We start from the raw sequence: 20,657 nt of genomic DNA, 5'->3' as shown, positions 1-20,657 counted from the left end.
ATATTTATATCTATTCTACAACAGAAAAATACTTGGTGGGTACCAAGTATTATCGAAAGCTCTGTGCAATCCGTTTTTTATCCAACTTACCGACGGTCGTCTTCGGCAATTCTTCGAGAATACGAATTTTCTTCGGTACTTTATATTTGGCAATCGCTAGGGAACAATAATTGCGTAATTCTTCCTCTGACATATCGAATCCTTGTTTTAACACGACAACAGCCGCAACAATTTCTCCCCATTTCTCATCCGGGACCCCAACGACCGCAGCATCCTCAACAGCAGGATTCTTATACAAAAGCTGCTCAACCTCAAGCGGGTACACATTTTCACCGCCTGTGATAATCATGTCCTTTTTACGTCCGACTATGAAATAATCACCGTCATTATCTTGCCTACTTAAATCCCCTGTATAAAACCATCCATCGCGCTTCACCTTTTTGGTTAGTTCGGGCTGATTCCAATAAGCTTCAAATAAATGTCCGCCTTTGAGCACAAGCTCTCCAACTTCACCCATTTGCACCTCTGCACCGTGTTCATCGACGATTTTTACATCTCCAAACAGCATCGATTTCCCTACCGTTCCCGGTTTGCGTCTTGCATACTCAGGCTGAACACTGAAATTATTAGGTCCTGTTTCTGTACCGCCATAACCTTCTTTAAACGCTAGATCTTTTAATGCAAAAGCTTCATAAATCGTCAGTGGGCAAGGCGCCCCACCCGATAAAAAAGTTAATTCCTTTGGAAACTGAAGTCTATGGAATTCTGAAGTCTGTATAAGCATGTGATACATCGTCGGAACCATCAATACAATCGTACATTTGGATTGAATGAGCAGCTCCATGGACTGAACAGGTTCAAATTGACGAGCAATAATAACCGTTCCCCCTGCCATCAATACTGGAACAGATAATGCATTTAGCCCGCCTGTATGAAACATCGGTAAATACGTTGGCGTGACGTCAAGCTCGGTAAGATTCCAGCTTGCAATCGTATTCGCCGCATTCCAGAAAATCGACTGATGACTCAGTACAACCCCTTTAGGATCGCCTGTAGTTCCACCGGTATAAATAATAGCGAGTGGATCGGTTAGATCAACAGGTATTTGAGCGATGCATTGTTCACCCGGCAGTTGTTTCTTTAAAATTGATTGGTACTTTTCACTATTCATATATAAGATTTTGCATTCCATTATGATCGAGCTTAATTCAGATACTGCGCATACTAAATCAGGGTGAACGACAATAAGCTTAGGCGTACAATCGTTTAAAATGTATGTCATTTCTTGCGCGGCTAGCTTCCAATTGAGAGGTACGAGAATCGCTCCAATCCTTCCGCAAGCAAATAATAAATCAAAATACACGCGATGATTCGGGGCTAACAGTACAACTCGATCTCCTTTTTGAATGCCCGATTTTTGCAAATACTGAGCCATGTTGTTAACGCTCTGCCACAATTGACTGTACGTCCAAGACTCGCCCGTTTCACTGTCTATCACAGCCCGATGCTCAGGTGAGAGTAGACATCTATTCTCCATCCAATTGATCACAGGATTCATTGCTGTTTCAACCTCCAGAAGCACATTCGACACTCCTTTAATTCGCTTCACTTACATCTGTTCTACGATCATAGCAACGCCTTGCCCACCACCCACACATAATGAAACAAGTCCAAGTTCCACTGACCTTCTCTTCATCGCATGCAGCAATGTTGTTAATACTCTTGCACCGCTCGCGCCAATCGGATGTCCGAGTGCAATTGCACCCCCATAAACATTTACAATAGCAGGGTCCAATTCTAAATCACGCATTACGGCTAGAGATTGAACAGCAAAAGCTTCATTTAATTCAACTAAGCCGATATCTTTTATTGTGAGCCCAGCGGACTCAAGAGCCATTCGAGTTGCCGGAATAGGTCCAAGTCCCATATAAGCCGGATCTACTCCTGCTGATGCAAAAGAACGGATCCGAGCCATTGGCTGTAAACCAAGTTCCAATGCCCGCTCCTTCGAGCAAACAACGACTGCCGCGGCTCCGTCATTAATTCCTGAGCTATTGCCTGCGGTTACAGTTCCCTCTTTTTGAAAAGAAGGTTTTAATTTTGCAAGTAGTTCCATTGTCATACCTGCACGCGGGTGCTCATCCTTCTCGAATGAGACTGACTTTCCCTTTTTATCTAGATAAGATACAGGCGTTAGTTCATCTTGAAATAGCAAATCCAATCCTGCCTGCTCTGCTTTTTGTTGACTTTGTAATGCAAAAGCATCCTGTTCCACGCGCGTAATGCCATATTTAGCTGCTATCGCTTCGGCTGTTATGCCCATACCGGCATCCAGAATAGCGCAAGTCAGACCATCATTCATGAGCGAATCGACTAACTGTCCTTCGCCCATTCGGTAACCTGAACGAGCTTTCTTGAGTAAATAGGGGGCTTGGCTCATGTTCTCCATACCACCTGCTACCATAAGCTCCCTCTCTCCACTACGAATAGCAAGAGCTGCTTGCATAACCGCTTTAAGTCCAGAACCACACACCATGTTAATCGTTGTAGCAGTCGAATGATAAGGAATACCTGCCTTCATCTGAGCCTGTCTAGCTGTGTTTTGTCCAAGTCCAGCTTGAAGCACATTCCCCATGACGACTTCTTCAACAAATTCTGCGGCTACATTCCCCCGCCTCAATGCTTCTTGAATCACAGCTCCACCCATATCGACAGCTGATACATCCTGCAGTCCACCCAAAAATGAACCAATTGGAGTACGCACAGCACTAGCAATAACGATCTCTTTCATGTTGGTCTCCACCCACCTTGTATCCTTTTATATCAGTAAACAATGATGGAGTTACAAATTAGTTACACAATTAGGAGGAACCGACGATTGTCGTCCTTTGTACGGCGATAAGCGTTTCTCCGCCTTTCCTATAAAAGATGCAAAAAAACCTTCCATTCCGAGGAATAGAAGGTTTTACTCACATTCATTTTATTAACGAGGAATATACAAGATTTGACCTGCCTGCACGTCTTCCAAGCCTTTCGAATTGTATTGAAGCAGCTCCCGCTGATTCACACTGTATTTACGGGCGATGTCTTCAATACTATCATCCTTTTGAACAATGTACATTCTTACGCGTGAGAACTGCGGATTTTCCGAATCTTCCCGAAGGAACAAACGGCGCCATTCGAGCCCATTTAAACGTGAATGATCAGTTTCAACAGCAGCTGGAGCAGCATTGTCCGCTCTTGCCTCTATTTGTGATGATGGCTTAATTAGATTTTGAATCCCAAAAGTTTTACTTTGTGATTGTGGCTGGGCTTGAAACTCATTATCCGTGTTCTCCTCAACTTTTTTACTCGCAAAAGCCACTTTAAGCTCCTTTGGCTCATCATCCGCAAAAGAACTCGAATTAGGTGCATCATAGCTTGCAACAGCATCATAGCTTACAACTGCATCATGAGCAGCATGATGGAACTGCGCTTCTTGATCGAATGCCTCGTGGATGTTGGGATATGCTTCGATCTGCGGCTCATACTCCTGCTGCTGCGTATCTGAACGCAAATCCAACTGTTCGGATGTCGGTATGTAAGAAGCTTGCAGCGCTAGATCATTCAATGCAGTATCGGCATCCACACTAGATTCCACTTGGTCAGCTTGATCCATTACTGTCGGTGCAGTCCATGCATCCCTTACTCCAGAATCCCGATAATCGGATGGCGATTGCCAAGGCTGATAAGATGGAATAGGATCAGATGGAGTCCAAGGTTCGTCAAGTGAAGTCGAGGCCGTATGTAACACTTCCTCTGCCTCTTGATCCCACCGTGGAGCACTCACCTCATGTTTGAACGACATTTCTTCTTTCAGCCAAGCTGGCTCCACGGGTTGATTAGATGTTACTTCAACACCGTGTAGGGATAGTACACCTGTCACATTTAAATTACGTGTAGAAAGCAGCTCAACATCAAAGTTCTCAATTTCCACCATGATGTCCTCGATCTTCTGAATACGACTCATCGGTAGTGTAATTTCTACTGGAATGAGATGCTCTAGTGATCGCTTGTCATTTTGATCTTCGCCAACATATTGCCCAGTTAACAATAAATTCCCTTTTAGAATCGCTTGCTCCTGCTGAACAACGACTTGAATATGCGGAATAAGCTCCACTTCGTTTAATTCGTGAATGCCTATCGATTCATCTGCTAGATGAACACGCTCATAAATATCGAATCGAAGGCCTTTTCCTTTTTCAGCCATAATAATCGTCCTCCCTTCCCAATCAACCGATATCCATCGTCTCTAGATTATATTGTGGGAGGGAGCCGAGCATGCCTATATTTTTCCAGATGTACTTAACCTTTCATTTAGCTGCTTCATATCTTCTGGTAAAGGACATTCCAATTCGATCTTCTCTGCCGTTATCGGGTGGTCAAAGATTAGCTTAAATCCATGTAAAGCTTGTCTTGTTAAAAAGCGATTACTGCCCCCGTATAAATGATCACCAACTAGAGGATGACCTAGAGACTGAAGATGAACTCGAATCTGATGGGTACGACCTGTCTCCAGTTCCACCTCAACAAGTGCAGCTTCCTTCATCTGTTTCACCACTTGATAGTGTGTCAGAGCCGGATCACCATTCGGGGATATCCGACGTTTTCCTGAATGATGACGATCTTTTCCAATAGGAGCATGAATAGAGCCTTTGGTTTCTTTAAAATACCCCTCTGCAATCGCTAAATAAGTTCGTCGAATCGCCTTGTTGCGCATTGCTTCATCGAGAAGAATCTGCGCTAGTTCATTTTTAGCATATAAAACCAGACCAGTCGTGTCTGCATCCAGCCTATGAATATGACGGACACGACATGCTTGTCCAGTCATCTCATAATAGGATGCAAGTTGATTACCCAAGGTGTCTATTTGCTCATGAGAAGCAGGATGAACCGGGATACCAGCTGGTTTATTCACAACTAAGCACCAATCATCTTCATAAATGATATCCACTTCACCCCATTGTGAGACAAATGGCCCCGTTTCTTCTGGAAAAACTCTTAACAAAAGTCGCTGACCTTGAACCTTAATATCCCCACGACTTTGCAGTCGATTCCAATATTTAAGAGTCATTGGGAGTAAGCGTACGACTCCCTCATAGGTAGGGGTATCCTCCGCTGGATGTTGTATGGATAACCATTCACCTTTACGTATTAAGCCCCTCATCGCTTGCGCCCCATGTACATATAAAGTAAAATGCCTAAGAACAACAATGCAAAACCAAAACATAACACAATCAACTCAAACGGAAAGCCGAAGAAAAAATATCGTTTACTGAACATATTGTCACCTAATTTCCAAAACATGATTATAAACTTTAACAATTACCATTATATTATCATCCTTTTCTGTGATAGAATAGGAAGGGCTTTTGTCTGGTTTTTTTACAAAATACGACATGTCTCATCATCGATTATTATATTATATGTTTAATTAAATAAATAAAAAAGATCCTGCGAGGATCTTGGGAGTGTGAGCACATTTGAATAGAAGTACTTTATTAAGAGGCATTGGGAACTGGAGCATGTTCAAAAGATCATTGCTGCTGTTTACATTAGCTATATTTTTCTCGTCATCATTCTTATATTTTACTGCACCAGGTAGCAAAATTCGTATGTTTCTTGCCGAAACCGTAATTACAACCCAGCACCGTGATTGGGCATGGATCTTTGTAGGCAGTGAGAAACGTGATGCAATGGTTGCTGCTATGCAACGAATGAGCGATGACAACGCTGAAGAGAAACAAGATTTAACCGCAATTACACGTAAGAATCACCAAGGTAAACTTGCAGAGGTAGTGGACATTAAAGGCGATAATTGGGTTGGTAAAAAAATGTACGTCTATGACCCACACGCCATTCGCGTGGTTGTCCCACATAAGCAAGGAGAAGGTGAACGTATTACTTCGATGGTACAACGTACTGGGGCCATTGCCGGTGTCAACGGCGGCGGATTCGATGATCCCGAAGGTCTAGGTAATGGATTTGCTGCAATTGGAGCGATCATGTCTGGTGGTAAATTATTGTTTACTGATACGGGTGATGATGTCGGTCAACATATCGTAGGATTTACCAAAGAAGGTACACTTATTATCGGTAAATATTCCGCAAATGAATTACGCAAATTAGGAGTGACAGAAGCCGTATCCTTCTATCCGCGTGTCATTGCTAACGGTAATCCGTTGATTACTAAAGGGGATGGCGGCTGGGGACGTGCTCCTCGTACTGCTATCGGGCAACGAGCAGATGGAACAGTCATCTTTATTGTCATTGATGGACGTCAATCACATAGCGTAGGCGCAACTCTTCGTGAGGTACAAGATTTATTGCTAGAAGATGGTTGCATTAACGCTGGTTTCTTAGATGGCGGTGCTTCCTCTGAGCTTGTATATAAAGGGGAGCTGATTACGAAACCTTCTTCCCGTTATGGTGAGCGCAGATTACCATCTGGATTCTTGGTGTTCGATAATCCTGACTCTATTAAAGTAGATAGCGTCTGGGATGGATTAACACACATCGATCCAGGCGGTAGCTATGATCACCCCGATTACATTAAAGAACAACAAGAAAAAGCAAAGAAAAACCCAACTAACCCAAATCCAACTAACCCAAGTCCAAATAAAGCAAATAGCCCAACTAAAAAGCCAGAGGGATCTGATCCCTCTGGTAATAATACCGATTCATCCAATGAAACACCTGCTTCAAGTCCACCATCGAAAAATGTGACTCCTACAAAGAATCCTGAAACACCAACTTCTACGGAGACACAAGCACCAACTGGCTGAAATTCCGAAATAGGAAATTCCAAGTCATCACAATAGTCGCAATAATCATACATATCTAAATAAGAGCGCGAATGAGTGAGGGCAATCCCAACTCCATTCGTGCTCTTATTTATTACTTTACTTTTATAGCATTTATCAGCGTGCAAGCTGTTCCAAAGCACGTCGCTGGGCAGTAATCGTAATTTCAATATCTTCATCTGTATGAGCAGCAGATACGAACATTCCCTCGAACTGCGAAGGAGCGATTGAAATACCGAGGTTTAGCATGTTCGAAAAGTAAGCTTTGAACATTTCCAAATTGGATTGTTTTGCTGTGTCATAGTTAATCACTTGCTGATCCGTAAAGAATGGACATACCATCGAACCAACACGGTTAACCGTACATGGGATTCCAAGGTCTTGTGCATTGCGTATAAAGCCTTCTTCAAGACGAGCTCCCTTACGTTCCAATTCTTCATAAACACCTGGCTCACCAAGCAACTTAAGTGTTGTGTAACCAGCAGCCATTGCCAATGGATTTCCTGATAAAGTACCGGCTTGATATATAGGGCCGCTTGGTGCAATCTGCTCGATAATTTCACGCTTACCACCATATGCCCCTACAGGCAAGCCACCACCAATAACTTTACCTAAACAAGTGATGTCAGGTTCAATTCCGAATAGTCCTTGTGCGGAATGTAAACCAACACGGAATCCAGTCATGACTTCATCGAAAATAAGTAATGCGCCGAATTTTTTCGTTACATTACGTAATCCTTCCAAGAAACCTAGTAATGGAGGAACCACTCCCATGTTACCCGCGATTGGTTCAACAATGACAGCAGCAATATCCTCGCCAAAGCGCTCAAATACAAGCTCCACTGACGCAATATCATTATAAGGTACGGTAATCGTATTGCTAGCGACACTTTCAGGAACACCTGGTGAATCCGGTAATCCAAGTGTAGCAACACCAGAGCCAGCTTTAATGAGAAGGGCATCTGCATGACCATGATAACTACCTTCGAACTTCAAGATTTTGCTGCGTTTCGTATAACCACGAGCAAGTCGAATTGCACTCATCGTAGCTTCTGTTCCCGAATTGACCATACGCACAATATCCATGGATGGAATACGCTCTGTAACCCGCTTCGCCATTTCAGTTTCAATAAGTGTCGGCGCTCCAAAGCTCGTCCCTTTTGCAGCAGTTTCTGTAACTGCAGCAATAACCTCAGGATGTGCATGACCCATAATTAATGGACCCCATGAGCACACATAATCAATGAAAGTATTGCCGTCAATGTCGTACACACGGGAGCCTTGACCGCGATCCATATACACCGGTGTTAGGCCTACAGAACGAAACGCCCGAACAGGAGAGTTAACACCTCCGGGTATATATTGTTTAGCTTCCGCAAAGGCTGCAGCAGAACGTGTATCTTTTCTAGTTGTATTCGTCACTTAACGAACCCCCATCCTATTTCATTGTCTCTTTCATATGTCCAACGATATAGGCAGCAGCTTCCCTACCCTGTCTTACACAATCGGGTAAGCCCACACCGTGGAAGCAAGCGCCTGTCGCCCAGACATGAGGCATCACTTGTTTTAGGTCATTTCGAAGCGTTTCAATACGGTCTAAATGCCCAACGCCATATTGCGGCATGGAACGATGAAGTGGCGTGACCTCATGAAATAATGGCTCCGTTTCAATTCCCATAATTTCCTGTAAATCTTGACGTACACGGGCTACAATTTGTTCCTCCGTCATTTGCGTCCATTCCTGCTCACCGGAACGCCCTACATAACAACGAATCAACACTTTATCCTTCGGTGCTGTATGCAGCCACTTTTCCGATGTAAACGTACATGCAGTAATAAATCGTCGTTCACTGCGCGGAATTACAAATCCAGAGCCGTCAAAATGATAATTGAGCTCTTCCCGTTTGAAAGCAAGAACAACATTCGCAACAGACACATATTCTAATTTCTCAAGCACATCTGCACTCGCAATATCAGCAAGCAGCTTTGCAGTTTGATAAGCAGGAAGTGCGATAATGACATAGTGCACGAGTTCCTTTGTGCCATCAGATAGCATCAGCTCATAACTATCGTGTCCAACTTGCTTTACTATACGATCCACCGCGATGTTATTCATTAATTCAGCACGATCTTTTAAAGCAGACAACAGACCATCTACTAACGTCTTTAAACCTTTACGGTAGGTCATAAAGATCGATTTACCTGCTGCAGGAGGCAAACCTGGCAAATTAGGCTGAGGTGATGAGCCAGCTCGCATGGTACCTAGAATTAAACTCCGATATTTAAGCTCCATACTTGCAAATTGCGGGAATGTCGCTTGTAAAGAAAGCTCATGTGTGTCTCCTGCATATATGCCTGCAAGCAGCGGTTCTGCAATCCGATCCAACACTTCCTTGCCAAGACGCCGTTCTAGAAAATCACCTAGTGATTCATCCGCTAAATCTTCTTTTCGTGGAAGCATAAGATCCATCAATGCACGAAGCTTACCAAGTGGTGAAATTAATGATGTTCTTATAAAAGGAGATATTTTCGACGGAATACCGAGTACGAGTCCAGCAGGCATCGGATGTAACCGTCCGCGATGTAAGATATACGTCTTCTTGGCATCTGGATTTGTTCCCGTCAATTCACCCTCTAAGCCAAGATCCTTCGTTAATTCTATGATTGGCAGCTTACGAGATAAAAATGAATCAGGTCCCTTTTCAAAAATAATACCTTCACGCTCGCGCGTATGAATTTTACCGCCAAAATGAGGCGATGCCTCATACACTTGGATTGCTGCTTCCAACCCCTGTTCTTCTAGCTGTTTATGCAAATAAAAGGCTGCACTTAAACCGGTAATGCCACCACCTATTACTGCAATTTTCTTTGTTTGAAGTTCCATAGGGATCTTACCTTTCTGAGCAATCTTATTCGCTAAGCTTCGCGTATACAACATCACTTAAAGTTTGCATATAGAGCGGGTCCGAGTTCAAAGAAGCCGTACGCTCAAGTTTCATACCTAGACTAGCAGCTGTTTGCTTGCTTTCAATATCAAGGTCATATAACACTTCCAGATGATCCGATACAAATCCGATTGGACAAACAAGTACATTACGAATTTGTTCTTCTTGGGAAATCGTATGCAGAACATCTTGAATATCCGGGCCAAGCCAAGGGACTGAAGTACGTCCAGCACTTTGCCAAGCAAACTGCCAATCTGCAACTCCCGCAGCATCCGCAACAGCACGAGCTGTCTCAAGCAGCTGATTCGGGTACGGATCGCCCATCTCCACGATTTTCTCTGGTAGGCTATGCGCGGTGAATAACACACGTACATGCTCATCTGCAAAAGACGCTAGATTCGTACGTACACGTTCCGTTAACGCTTGTAGAAGCTTGGGATGCAAATGATAACTTTCAACAAAAGACATCGATAGCCCCTGTTCATCAGCCTTCTCCTGCGCACGCTTGATATAAGCACCAACACTCATTGTCGAATAATGAGGAGCTAAGATAACACCAATTCCACGTGATACCCCATCTTTCACCATCTGCTCGATACCATCTTCAATAAAAGGTGACGCATGTTTAAGCCCTTGGTAGCATGTAAAACGCTTGTCTGGATGTTCGAGATTCAACATTTCCTCTAGCGCCGCAACTTGTTGGTTCGTATGTTCACGCAGTGGGAATACACCGCCAACAATAGCTTCATATCGCTCAGTGAGCTCCGCAAGCTGCTCTGCAGTTGGTGCATGACCCCTGCGAATATGCGTGTAATACTGCTCAATATGATCCATGCTTTCAGGTGTACCATAGGACATCACAAGTACGCCAATATGTTCTTTTTCCATTTATTCTCACTTCCTTCTAGTTTGAAGATTGCCCATCTGGATCATGATTTAGCTATACAAGAACGTGAATACGTATGAATATAGCTTGTTAATTCACGAAGTTTTTCCAGCGATGCTTCAGGGAATAGACCATGCCCTAGATTAAAAATAAACCCTGGCTTCTTCAGACCCTCATCGATAATTTGTTTAGCATGCTCTTCAATGACCGACATTGGAGCAGTTAACACATAAGGATCCAAGTTGCCTTGAACAGCAAATCGGTTATCTAATCTTTGACGTCCTTCATGGATCGAAACACGCCAATCAAGTCCAATAACGTCTGCTTTTATATGATGTAAACAAGGGAGCAATTCACCAGATGCCACGCCTGGGAAATAAATTTTTGGCTGCGGCAAATCTGCAATGCCCTCAAAAATTTTCGTAATCGTTGGTAACACATATTTTTCAAAATCAGCAGGTCTTAATGCACCCACCCAAGAGTCAAATAATTGTATTGCTTTTGCGCCGTTTGCAATTTGTGCGCGTAAGTATGTGATCACCATTTCGCCAAGTTTATCCATTAGAGCAAACCATACAGTTGGATTTCCATACATCATTTCTTTCGTACGAATATAACTCTTAGACGGACGACCTTCGATTAAATAAGATGCAATCGTAAACGGTGCACCAGCGAAGGTAATCAAAGGCACTGAAAGTTCCCGATCTAAGATGCGAATTGTTTCAAGGACATGACCTAAATCACCCTCCACATCAATCGGTCGAAGACGTTCTACATCCTCTTTACTGCGAATTGGATTGTCTATAACAGGGCCGACATTCGCAACAATATCAAATTTCACACCTAGTGAAGCAACCGGATTCATAATATCCGAATATAAAATAGCAGCATCAACCCCAAGCTTTTGAACAGGCATCAAAGATACCTCAGCAGCTAATTCAGGTTGGGCACATATTTCAAGCAAAGAATATTTCTCTTTGATTTTTCGATAATCAGGGTCATACCTTCCAGCTTGTCTCATATACCACACAGGTAGTGTATCAATCTCTTGTTTCCTGCAAGCACGTATAAAATTATCGTTGTAAGTCATCAGGCACCTTCTTCTAGACAGACTCTTTACTCTTTGAAACTTTTTTCACTTCTTTCTTCATTATGCCCTAAACCCTACTGTGTCACAACCAAGATGCTGCCAGATATTCCGACAAATATATGACAAAGAACCATGCTCCTTTTAGAGAAACATGGTTCCAGGCACAACATATGGATAATGATTTATGATTAATAAAATGTTAGTTTTCACGCAGCCAAGCTGCAGCATCTTTTGCAAAATAAGTCAGGATAATATCTGCACCTGCACGTTTGAAACCGGTCAAAGTCTCCAGTACAATCGCACGCTCATCGATCCAGCCATTTGCTGCTGCTGCTTTAACCATCGAATACTCAGCCGATACATTATAAGCTACAACCGGCAGATCAAAGTTCTCCTTTAGTCTGCGAATAACATCCATGTAAGCAAGGGCAGGTTTCACCATGAGGAAATCAGCACCTTCAATTACATCACTCTCTGCCTCACGAAGCGCTTCGTTTGCATTCGCAGGGTCCATTTGATACGTTTTGCGATCTCCGAATTGTGGTGCCGAATGTGCGGCATCACGAAACGGTCCGTAGAAAGCAGAAGCGTATTTTACGGAGTAGGACATAATTGGAATATGGGAGAAACCTGCTTCGTCTAAACCTTCACGAATCGCGGCTACGAATCCATCCATCATGTTAGAAGGTGCAATAATGTCAGCACCTGCACGAGCCTGAGAAACCGCTGTGCGTGTAAGCAATGCTAGGGATTCATCATTCGTCACATCTGCACGTCCTGTAGTTGGATCGTGGTGAATGACACCGCAATGCCCTGTATTCGTGAACTGGCACAAGCAAGTGTCCGCTATGACTAGCATGTCTGGATATAACGCTTTGATGCGTTTAGTTGCCTGTTGGACAATCCCTTGATCGTCATAAGCAGAAGTACCTATTTCATCCTTATGATCCGGTACACCGAATAACAAAATACCTTGAATACCGAGTTCTGCAATTTGATGAACTTCTTCATCCATTCGATCCAATGAAAAATGATACACACCCGGCATCGATGGAATTTCTTCTTTCTTATTTAACCCAAAAGTTACAAATAAAGGTTGAATCAAGTCATGGATCGTAAGAGTCGTCTCTCTTACCAAGTTACGCATAGCAGCTGAGCTGCGCAAGCGACGATGACGTACAATAGGAAATGCCATTGTATTTATCTCCCCTCTTAATCTAGTTCCTTCGTGATGCGATAAGAGCATTTAAGAGCCCTTGAATCGTAGCCTCTTCGGCAAGTACGGTCACATTAAGGCCATATTCCTTTGCCGTTTCCGCTGTTTTGGGACCGATACATGCCACTGTTACGCCTTCCAACAGCTGAAACGGTTGCTCGAATCCCTGAGCAGCAAGCGCTGCAAACAAATTCCGCACAGTCGAAGAGCTTGTAAAGGTGACAACACCAATTGCTCGTTCTTGGAGAAGCCGTACGACTTCCTCACTATCTTCTGTGCAAGGTACATTCTCATAGACTTCGACTTTTGTCGCTTCAATACCTAATTGAAGCAATTGTTCAGGTAAAAAGTCACGTGCAAGCCGATTCGTAGGAAGCAAAACCTTCTGCCCTGACTCAAGCTGAGTAAGAACAGAATCTAGTAAATCCTCCGCTTGGTACTTCGCAGGCTGAACGTCAGCTACGATGCCTCGTTCACGAAGTGCTTCTGCTGTCTTTGGACCTACAGCTGCAATTTTTGCCCCAGAGAGCACGCGAATATCGATTCCTATTTCACGTAAACGACGGAAAAAGAACTCTACTCCATTTGCACTTGTGAAAAATACCCAGTCATACGCCGGTAGGTCACGAAGTGCTGAATCCAATTTCGTCACCGCTTCAGAATTCGTCGGTGCCTGAATGGAAATGACGGGAAACTCGATCGCTTCTCCGCCAAGCTCATCAATCGCTTCTGCTAGCTCACTTGCTTGACTTCTAGCACGTGTAACAAGTACCCGCTGCCCGAATAACGGCTTTTTCTCAAACCATGCAAGCTTCTCCCGAAGACTAACCACATCCCCAATAATGATGACTGCCGGTGACTGGAAATCCGCCTCGCGAACTTTTTCTACGATGTTCGCCAGTGTGCCTACTAACGTTCTTTGCTCCATCCATGTACCCCAACGAATAATCGCTACTGGCATATCAGTTGGTTTCCCAGCTTCGATCAGTCTGGTACAGATCTGCTCCAAGTTGGCAACACCCATTAAAAAAACCATCGTTCCAACCGCTTTAGCTAAATGTTCCCATTCCAGCCTAGAATATGTCTTATTAGGATATTCATGCCCCGTTACGACAGCAAAGGAAGAGGTCATATCTCGATAAGTGACCGGAATGCCTGCATAAGCAGGCACTGCTATGGCAGATGTGACGCCAGGAATAATTTCAAATTCAATCCCATTATCAGCAAGTGTTTCCGCTTCTTCTCCAACTCGACCAAATACAGTAGGATCACCGCCTTTAAGACGTGTAACCACATGACCTTCTATCGCTAAATCAACTAATAGCTGATTAATTTCATTTTGTTTCATCATATGTTTGTTGGGTAATTTACCGACAAATATAAGGTTGGATCCCGCTTTGCGATGCTTAAGTAAGCGCGGAGAAGCTAATCGATCATAGACGATGACATCCGCCTTTTGAATCGCTTCAAGTCCACGAATCGTGATGAGTTTGGGATCTCCGGGGCCAGCCCCTACGAGATACACTTTCCCATGATTCACTGAACTTCCTCCCTCACCTCAGCAAGAATACAATCTGCGCCACGAGCTTTCAGCTTCTGCGCGACTGCAAGTCCCAGCTCTTCCGGATTAGTCCCGGAGAGCTCCTCGCGCAAGAGCGTCTGGCCATCGGGTGTCCCAACGATGGCTACGATATGCAGCAGCGGCTCCACACCGCTGCCGTCAACCTCAGGCGCCACCACAGCGTGGGCGCCCAAAGGCACTTGGCAGCCGCCATTGAGGCTGCCAAGGAACGCGCGCTCGGCTCGTACAGCGAGCGCGGTAGGCTCATGCTGGAACTTGCTCAGCAGTTCCAGCACAAAGCCATCGCCGCCGCGGCATTCGATGCACAGCGCGCCCTGCCCCACGGCAGGGACGCAGTGCTCCGGCGGCAGTAAATGCTCGATGCGATCTCCCCAGCCCATCCGCCGCAAGCCGGCGGATGCCAGCACGATCGCATCAAAGCCTTCCGATTCGAGCTTACGCAGCCTCGAATCAATGTTGCCCCGGATCGATGCGATGCGCAGATCCGGTCGTCTATGCTGCAGCTGGCTTGCGCGGCGCAGTGAGCTTGTTCCAACGAGCGCCCCTTCAGGCAGCTCGTCTAGCGAAAAGCCTTTTCCAGAGATGAGGCAATCCCTTGCATCTTCACGCAGCGGAATAGCCCCGATCACTAAACCATCCGGCAGTTCAAATGGCATGTCTTTCATGGAATGAACAGCCATATCAATCTCTCCATCAAGTAGGGCTTGCTCGATTTCCTTTACAAACAATCCTTTACCGCCAACTTTTGATAATGTCACATCCAGAATGCGGTCACCTTTGGTTACAATCTTCTTGATTTCAAACTCACAAGCGATGTCATGCTCCGCGCATAACCGTTTCAGTTGATCCACAACTTGCCCCGTTTGTGTTAGCGCTAGAGCACTCTGCCTAGTTCCCACAACTATCTTGCGCATCGAATCTCTCCTCCCATATCTGTATCCAGTTATTCAATCTCGTCATGGTTACTACGCTTGGCTGCTGCTCGATTTCTATCCATATACGTTCTCGCAGTGGCAGCCAATATTGTTCCCCTCGGCGAATCAACGGTAATAAATCAAAATCTAGTACAAGCCTGAGCATTTCCTGCCGCAGCGCCCTATCTTCAACCCATTCCTTTAGCTTCACTCGAAGCTCCTGCAAAAAATCCAGATATGCCTCATACTCTTGCCCATATGATTGCTCCAATTGACGCTTTAACATCGCTGCCAAAGCTGGACTGCCACCGCCTGTGGATACCGTGATGTGAAGGTCGCCCCGTTTTACTGCGGCCGGTACTATAAAATCCCCCTGCTCATAATGATCCACACGGCAAACAAGTGCGCCATGATCACCTGCATCCATTGCAGCTTGCTCATTCACTGCTTGATCCGAAGTTGCTGTGAATACAAGTAGATACCGATTCCCCTGGAAAATTTTCTGTGTATACCTGCCATTTATCCAAAGTAAAGCACCCGCGTCTATAAGCTGCTTTAATCCATCTGTCACAGCGGGAGTCATAAGATGAATGACAGCTCCCGCTTCGAGTAGACCTCGAACTTTCCGCTCTGCGATGCGGCCTCCGCCAATAACTAAACAAATCTTATTTGCTAGATTCATCATTACCGGATATTGATAACCCATGTCCCATCACTTCCAGCCATGAAAGGTTGAAATATCGTTTGTTACAACAAAATTCAATAGAACAATAACAAACGCTGCTAAGTTCCATTTTGCAAGACGGTTACCTGGCAGCTTAATGCCGTAATTCAAGAATAAGTAACCCCCATAAGCAAGCAGTACCGAGAAGGAATGAATTACTTTTACATCATAGAACAGCGTACCATTTCCTTCAATCGTAATCCATGCAATCCCAAGCGAAAGTGCTAGTAATAATAACGGGAAACCAATGATAACACTGCCATGCATGAACTTTTCTGCATTATACAAAGCTGGCATCCTTTTCATCGTCGATGACCATTCTTTGGTCTTCAACTTCCGATGGACAAATATATACATGCCAGAGAAGACAGCTCCGACTGTAAATGCCGCGTAACTAGCAATTGATAGTGTGATATGAATAAACAACAATTCATCACTGATTTTCCATTGCGGAAGCGACGGTTTTACTGCAGGATTACTAAAAAAGTTAACCGCTAATATACCAAATCCAATAACATTCACAAGAAAAACAAATAAATCAATCCGTACAAATCGGCTAACGATAAATGAAATTGTAATAATGAGCCATGAGAACAACAATAAGGTTTCGAACATCGACGCATTGTTCAAGTGTTTAAGCGCCGAAAGTCCTAAATAAATCGTCTGCAACACCCACACAAACAAAAGTAGCCCCGCACCCATCCGCTTTGCACTCCGGTTTGCCCGGGCAAAATCGGAGAAATAAAACAGAAGGCTTAGGGCATAAATATAAAGAATTGCATCATAAAACACACTTTGAGTAACCATAATTCCCTTTACGAGAGAGCGAGCGTCGAAAGCTCACGCTGCCATCCTTGCATCGTAGTTGCTGGCTTCTCTTCTTCACTTTGATCTAGCTGCCGGTCTTGCGATTCCAACTCATTTTGTACGAGAATCTCTTCTAAAGCGAATATTTGTGTAAAATAATCTAAAGCCTCGTCACTATTACGCTGAGCAGACATTTCCTTAATTCGTAGAATTGGATCACGAAGCATTTGATTGACAATGCTTTTCGTCAACTTCCGAATGACTTTAATCTGACGTTCATCGAGCTCAGGCAGCTTTTTCAGCAAGCTGTCCATCGTCTCCTCATGCACGTTTCCAGCTTTTTGCTGTAGGGCTTGAATAAGTGGAGATACGCCAAGTGTGCGCGTCCATATTTCAAATGCAGCAATTTCCTTATCGATCATCATTTCAATCTTTGCTGCTTCTTTTTGACGTTCTTCCAGGTTGCTTTCTACTAAAGCCTCCAGATCATCAATGTCATACAAAAATATATTCGGTAGCTCACCGATCTTCGGATCTGCATCACGTGGCACTGCGATATCCATCATGAAAAGCGGACGTGACTTGCGCTTCGTAACTACGCCTTGCAGCATATGATGTGTTAATACAAATTCCGTCGCCCCAGTTGATGTGATTACAATATCCACTTCGACCAACAGCTCAGCTAGACGCTCAAATTTACACGCTGTGCCTCCTGACGATTCAGCAAGCTCAACGGCCTTACTGTATGTCCTATTAATCACATAGAGCTGTTTGAGCCCGCTAGCATGCAAATGCTTAAGTGTGAGCTCGCCCATTTTACCAGCACCCACAATGAGTACCTTTTTATTCGCATAAGAACCGAAAATTCGCTTCCCAAGCTCTACTGCCGCATAAGAAACGGACACAGGATTTTCACCAATTGATGTTTCATAATGAGCACGTTTCGCCAATGTGATCGCTTGCTTGAACAGGGCATTAAACATCGTGCCTGTTGCCTGATTTTGCTGTGCAAGAAGGAATGCATCTTTCACTTGTCCCAAAATCTGCGTCTCACCAATGATCATCGAATTAAGACCCGCAGTCACTCTAAATAGATGACGAGTCGCTTGTTCTTCTTCATAGCTATATAAAAATTCCCGAAATTGTTCACGGGGAACACCAAACCATTTTTCAATAAAACCTCTGATATAATGCGCATATCGAGGAAGCTTATCTACGACCGCGTAAATTTCTGTACGATTGCATGTGGCTACAACGACACATTCAAGCACACTCTTTGTATTTTTCAGTTCCTGAAGTGCTTGAGGCAAATCGTCATTTGCAAAGGTGAACTTCTCTCGCACCTCTACAGGAGCAGTACGATGGTTTAAGCCGACAACAACTATATGCATGTGTCTCACTTCCTTCTTCGCCCGGATTGTATGCCATAGTACATTATATCACAAGCGAATATCCTAATCCTCTTCCAAGTTTGAACTATCTATGAAAATCAGACACCTGATAAATCTTGCGTCCCCCTTGATCCTCACTCATCTGTACATCAAATTCTCCCTTTAACTCTGTCGTATTAAGTATTGCATGATTGTTGCTGATTTGAATCTCCGTATCTTTGATCGGGATGACATAATTAATCTTCTTTCCTTCCAAATATTGAACACCAATCGTCTTTTGGATCACCTGCAAATGAACCTCATTCAGAATACCATTTGAATTGGGCAAAATTTCAATTGGAACTGCATCATTATGGTACTGACCGTCCGTTCGCAATTTCATGTTTCCCGCGTTTCCTGGAATAATTAACAACGGCATCGTCTTATTATCATAATTATGAAGAAAACCATTTACTGATTGGTTAAGCTTCGTCTCATGTTCGTCAGCTTGCTTATGATAGTTATCCATGATATCTGCCCATTTCTCCAGTTTAAGTGGAGTAACTTGGCTTAGCAGTACCTCGAGAGGTGTCACACCTTGCTCGGCTTGTTTTTTCCAACGTAATCCCGCTTCATCTGCAAGCAGTCCGGCAAGCTTGCTAATTTCATAGCTTTCCTGCGTAATCGTTCCAACATCTTCTCTCTTCGTCTCGTTAAACCGTCTTGCCAAATATGCATGCACTTGTGATTGACTCGCCTTCATCCCAAGCTTCCCATAAGCATCTGCCATCGTGTCTACATATCGTGCTGTTCCTTCCATCACATCAGACCGTCTTACATGTTCCATGTCCTCTGGAAATTCCCACTTCCACATTTGATAAATATATGCCGCATGCCCCAAATGCTTTTTACGATTTTGTTTATCTAAAAAGGCTTGATACAAATTGTCGATGAGCGCTAAACGGTACGTTCGCGGCCCAATTTCAATTGGATAAACGAGTGACTGCTTCTTGGAAATCACAGAAATTTTCGAATTCCACTTCGGCATTTGAATGGCATAATGAAATAACTCATGCGTCCCGAGCGGAAATGCAAAAGGGGTTCCATACGACATGCCAAAGCGATCGTTAGTCATGTATGTTTTCAAATGATTCATGATTTCATCTTGATTCATATAGACAAGCACACTGGATTGTTGATGCCATATTCCCGTCGAATAGCCCCCAGGTATGCCAGGCGAATTACTTGGCATTTCAAAAGATTTCAGAACTTCCTCCAAGGGCACTTCCTGGATGCCGCTTGCAGAAATGTCCCAGGCACGCTTGCCATCTGTAAATAGCATATGGAGACGGGAAAAATTTATATTTGGCCATATGACAGACATATGCGGCCATACCTTCATAGTCATGAGTTGCACGTAATTGGCATACTCTTCAGCGTTGCCTGCTTGATTTACATTTTGGATATGTAGGGGATTGGGATTGGAATTTGGCTTGATATTGGGTTGTGCATCCTTCTTGTTCATCGCACAACCACCTGCCAACAGACACATACTGAGCATAATTACTTTCATCTTATTTTTCATGGATGCCGCTGCCTCTCAGGTTACTCACCCTACATCTAGAACTAGGATGTTCCTATATTGTAACCATTAACCATTTATGCTATTACAATCGCTACAAGCCCATTATTTGTTCTGGAGCAGCTTCCGAAGCTTCGTATTATTCCCTGCAAGCAGCTCATTCTGCGATGGAACCACTTCGCCGGTAGAAGTCAGTAACTTTTCGTAATTGCCATACATCTCCGACACAAGCTTTGATGCAGCTACGAACACTTCCATTTCTTCACTTTTAAGCGGTCGTTGAGCGCCCATTTGCAGCCGCATCATATATTGCAACAATTGTGGCAGACCATCCATATCAGCAAGATTGTTTTCACCAATAGCAAGTCTCAATCGTTCATGCGTAAAAGATACCGAGTACACTGCACTTTTCACACCATCAAGTGCAGTCGTTTGTGTGAAGCGAGATGGATTACTGAGTTGTGAATTTAATATTTCCATTTGGAACAAACTGACTTCATAAAGCAGCTTTTCCGCATTTCCATGATGTCCACTGCTATCGCTGCCGCCGCTAAAAAGTTGGAAGGTTGGCCAAATCAACAAGATCGCCAACAGCACATACAAGATACCACCATTGATTTTGAATTTCCGTAACCGCATTTTATACTCGCCCCCGTACTAGTTGTCTACACTTTTAATTGTATGGAAGGCCAATAAAAC

17 protein-coding genes are annotated in these 20,657 nt (G+C 44.0%); 1 reads left to right on the top strand and 16 read right to left on the bottom strand.

Going from position 1 to position 20,657, the window contains the following annotated elements; translation table 11 throughout:
- Positions 1–49: 49 nt before the first annotated feature.
- The 4 genes from ACSBOP_RS05625 to ACSBOP_RS05610 all read right to left on the bottom strand — a co-directional run bounded on the left by ACSBOP_RS05625 (position 50) and on the right by ACSBOP_RS05610 (position 5,206).
- Positions 50–1,558, bottom strand: coding sequence for a class I adenylate-forming enzyme family protein (locus ACSBOP_RS05625; protein WP_442603456.1), 1,509 nt, complete (start codon positions 1,556–1,558; stop codon positions 50–52).
- Positions 1,559–1,609: 51 nt separating this feature from the next.
- Positions 1,610–2,791 carry an acetyl-CoA C-acetyltransferase gene (locus ACSBOP_RS05620; protein ID WP_442603455.1) on the bottom strand — a complete coding sequence of 394 codons (1,182 nt, stop codon included), beginning with the start codon at positions 2,789–2,791 and terminating at the stop codon, positions 1,610–1,612.
- 192 nt (positions 2,792–2,983) lie between these two features.
- Complete coding sequence (locus tag ACSBOP_RS05615) at positions 2,984–4,249, bottom strand: LysM peptidoglycan-binding domain-containing protein (RefSeq protein ID WP_442603454.1); 1,266 nt, start codon at positions 4,247–4,249, stop codon at positions 2,984–2,986.
- 75 nt (positions 4,250–4,324) lie between these two features.
- A complete protein-coding gene (locus ACSBOP_RS05610) occupies positions 4,325–5,206 on the bottom strand; it encodes an RluA family pseudouridine synthase (protein WP_442603453.1) in 882 nt (293 codons plus the stop codon).
- Positions 5,207–5,522: 316 nt separating this feature from the next.
- Between ACSBOP_RS05610 and ACSBOP_RS05605 the strand changes: the two genes are divergently transcribed.
- Positions 5,523–6,824 carry a phosphodiester glycosidase family protein gene (locus ACSBOP_RS05605; RefSeq protein ID WP_442603452.1) on the top strand — a complete coding sequence of 434 codons (1,302 nt, stop codon included), beginning with the start codon at positions 5,523–5,525 and terminating at the stop codon, positions 6,822–6,824.
- Between the two features lie 135 nt (positions 6,825–6,959).
- On the opposite strand, the gene hemL is transcribed toward ACSBOP_RS05605, so the two are convergent.
- The 12 genes from hemL to ACSBOP_RS05545 form a co-directional block, all read right to left on the bottom strand.
- Positions 6,960–8,264, bottom strand: coding sequence for a glutamate-1-semialdehyde 2,1-aminomutase (gene hemL, locus ACSBOP_RS05600; RefSeq protein ID WP_442603451.1), 1,305 nt, complete (start codon positions 8,262–8,264; stop codon positions 6,960–6,962).
- Positions 8,265–8,280: 16 nt separating this feature from the next.
- Complete coding sequence (gene hemG / locus ACSBOP_RS05595) at positions 8,281–9,726, bottom strand: protoporphyrinogen oxidase (RefSeq protein WP_442603450.1); 1,446 nt, start codon at positions 9,724–9,726, stop codon at positions 8,281–8,283.
- Between the two features lie 25 nt (positions 9,727–9,751).
- The gene (gene hemH / locus ACSBOP_RS05590) at positions 9,752–10,675 is read right to left on the bottom strand and encodes a ferrochelatase (protein ID WP_442603449.1); all 924 of its coding nucleotides are present in this window, start codon (positions 10,673–10,675) and stop codon (positions 9,752–9,754) included.
- A 41-nt stretch (positions 10,676–10,716) separates the two neighbouring features.
- Positions 10,717–11,763 carry a uroporphyrinogen decarboxylase gene (gene hemE / locus ACSBOP_RS05585; RefSeq protein WP_442603448.1) on the bottom strand — a complete coding sequence of 349 codons (1,047 nt, stop codon included), beginning with the start codon at positions 11,761–11,763 and terminating at the stop codon, positions 10,717–10,719.
- 199 nt (positions 11,764–11,962) lie between these two features.
- Positions 11,963–12,958 (bottom strand): porphobilinogen synthase, encoded by a 996-nt coding sequence (gene hemB / locus ACSBOP_RS05580; protein WP_442603447.1) that lies wholly within the window; start codon positions 12,956–12,958, stop codon positions 11,963–11,965.
- 22 nt (positions 12,959–12,980) lie between these two features.
- The gene (cobA, locus tag ACSBOP_RS05575) at positions 12,981–14,519 is read right to left on the bottom strand and encodes a uroporphyrinogen-III C-methyltransferase (protein ID WP_442603446.1); all 1,539 of its coding nucleotides are present in this window, start codon (positions 14,517–14,519) and stop codon (positions 12,981–12,983) included.
- Entirely contained in the window at positions 14,516–15,475 is a 960-nt protein-coding gene (gene hemC, locus ACSBOP_RS05570; protein WP_442603445.1) for a hydroxymethylbilane synthase, read from the bottom strand. The genes cobA and hemC overlap by 4 nt, the downstream gene beginning before the upstream one ends.
- Positions 15,450–16,181: a precorrin-2 dehydrogenase/sirohydrochlorin ferrochelatase family protein gene (locus ACSBOP_RS05565; protein WP_442603444.1), complete on the bottom strand. Its 732-nt coding sequence runs from the start codon at positions 16,179–16,181 to the stop codon at positions 15,450–15,452. Before ACSBOP_RS05565 ends, hemC begins: the two co-directional genes overlap by 26 nt.
- Before the next feature lie 6 nt (positions 16,182–16,187).
- The gene (gene ccsA / locus ACSBOP_RS05560; RefSeq protein WP_442603443.1) at positions 16,188–16,901 is read right to left on the bottom strand and encodes a cytochrome c biogenesis protein CcsA; all 714 of its coding nucleotides are present in this window, start codon (positions 16,899–16,901) and stop codon (positions 16,188–16,190) included.
- 113 nt (positions 16,902–17,014) lie between these two features.
- Positions 17,015–18,397 (bottom strand): glutamyl-tRNA reductase, encoded by a 1,383-nt coding sequence (gene hemA, locus ACSBOP_RS05555; RefSeq protein ID WP_442603442.1) that lies wholly within the window; start codon positions 18,395–18,397, stop codon positions 17,015–17,017.
- Positions 18,398–18,482: 85 nt separating this feature from the next.
- The gene (locus ACSBOP_RS05550; RefSeq protein WP_442603441.1) at positions 18,483–19,961 is read right to left on the bottom strand and encodes a hypothetical protein; all 1,479 of its coding nucleotides are present in this window, start codon (positions 19,959–19,961) and stop codon (positions 18,483–18,485) included.
- A 102-nt stretch (positions 19,962–20,063) separates the two neighbouring features.
- Positions 20,064–20,597 carry an S-adenosylmethionine decarboxylase gene (locus ACSBOP_RS05545; protein WP_442603440.1) on the bottom strand — a complete coding sequence of 178 codons (534 nt, stop codon included), beginning with the start codon at positions 20,595–20,597 and terminating at the stop codon, positions 20,064–20,066.
- Positions 20,598–20,657 lie beyond the last annotated feature (60 nt).

Origin of the sequence: Paenibacillus sp. KN14-4R, assembly GCF_052180255.1 — a bacterium.
GTDB lineage: Bacteria > Bacillota > Bacilli > Paenibacillales > NBRC-103111 > Paenibacillus_AM.
The sequence above is the reverse complement of the archived record's forward strand: the minus strand, read 5'-3'. Positions and strand labels throughout refer to the sequence as shown.

Bases quoted from the DNA above. Each gene is read 5' to 3' on its own strand.
- ACSBOP_RS05625 (WP_442603456.1), bottom strand. From the start codon at position 1,558: ATGAATCCTGTGATCAATTGGATGGAGAATAGATGTCTACTCTCACCT.
- ACSBOP_RS05620 (WP_442603455.1), bottom strand. From the start codon at position 2,791: ATGAAAGAGATCGTTATTGCTAGTGCTGTGCGTACTCCAATTGGTTCA.
- ACSBOP_RS05615 (WP_442603454.1), bottom strand. From the start codon at position 4,249: ATGGCTGAAAAAGGAAAAGGCCTTCGATTCGATATTTATGAGCGTGTT.
- ACSBOP_RS05610 (WP_442603453.1), bottom strand. From the start codon at position 5,206: ATGAGGGGCTTAATACGTAAAGGTGAATGGTTATCCATACAACATCCA.
- hemG (WP_442603450.1), bottom strand. From the start codon at position 9,726: ATGGAACTTCAAACAAAGAAAATTGCAGTAATAGGTGGTGGCATTACC.
- hemH (WP_442603449.1), bottom strand. From the start codon at position 10,675: ATGGAAAAAGAACATATTGGCGTACTTGTGATGTCCTATGGTACACCT.
- hemE (WP_442603448.1), bottom strand. From the start codon at position 11,763: ATGACTTACAACGATAATTTTATACGTGCTTGCAGGAAACAAGAGATT.
- hemB (WP_442603447.1), bottom strand. From the start codon at position 12,958: ATGGCATTTCCTATTGTACGTCATCGTCGCTTGCGCAGCTCAGCTGCT.
- hemC (WP_442603445.1), bottom strand. From the start codon at position 15,475: ATGCGCAAGATAGTTGTGGGAACTAGGCAGAGTGCTCTAGCGCTAACA.
- ACSBOP_RS05565 (WP_442603444.1), bottom strand. From the start codon at position 16,181: ATGGGTTATCAATATCCGGTAATGATGAATCTAGCAAATAAGATTTGT.
- ccsA (WP_442603443.1), bottom strand. From the start codon at position 16,901: ATGGGTGCGGGGCTACTTTTGTTTGTGTGGGTGTTGCAGACGATTTAT.
- hemA (WP_442603442.1), bottom strand. From the start codon at position 18,397: ATGCATATAGTTGTTGTCGGCTTAAACCATCGTACTGCTCCTGTAGAG.
- ACSBOP_RS05550 (WP_442603441.1), bottom strand. From the start codon at position 19,961: ATGAAAAATAAGATGAAAGTAATTATGCTCAGTATGTGTCTGTTGGCA.
- ACSBOP_RS05545 (WP_442603440.1), bottom strand. From the start codon at position 20,597: ATGCGGTTACGGAAATTCAAAATCAATGGTGGTATCTTGTATGTGCTG.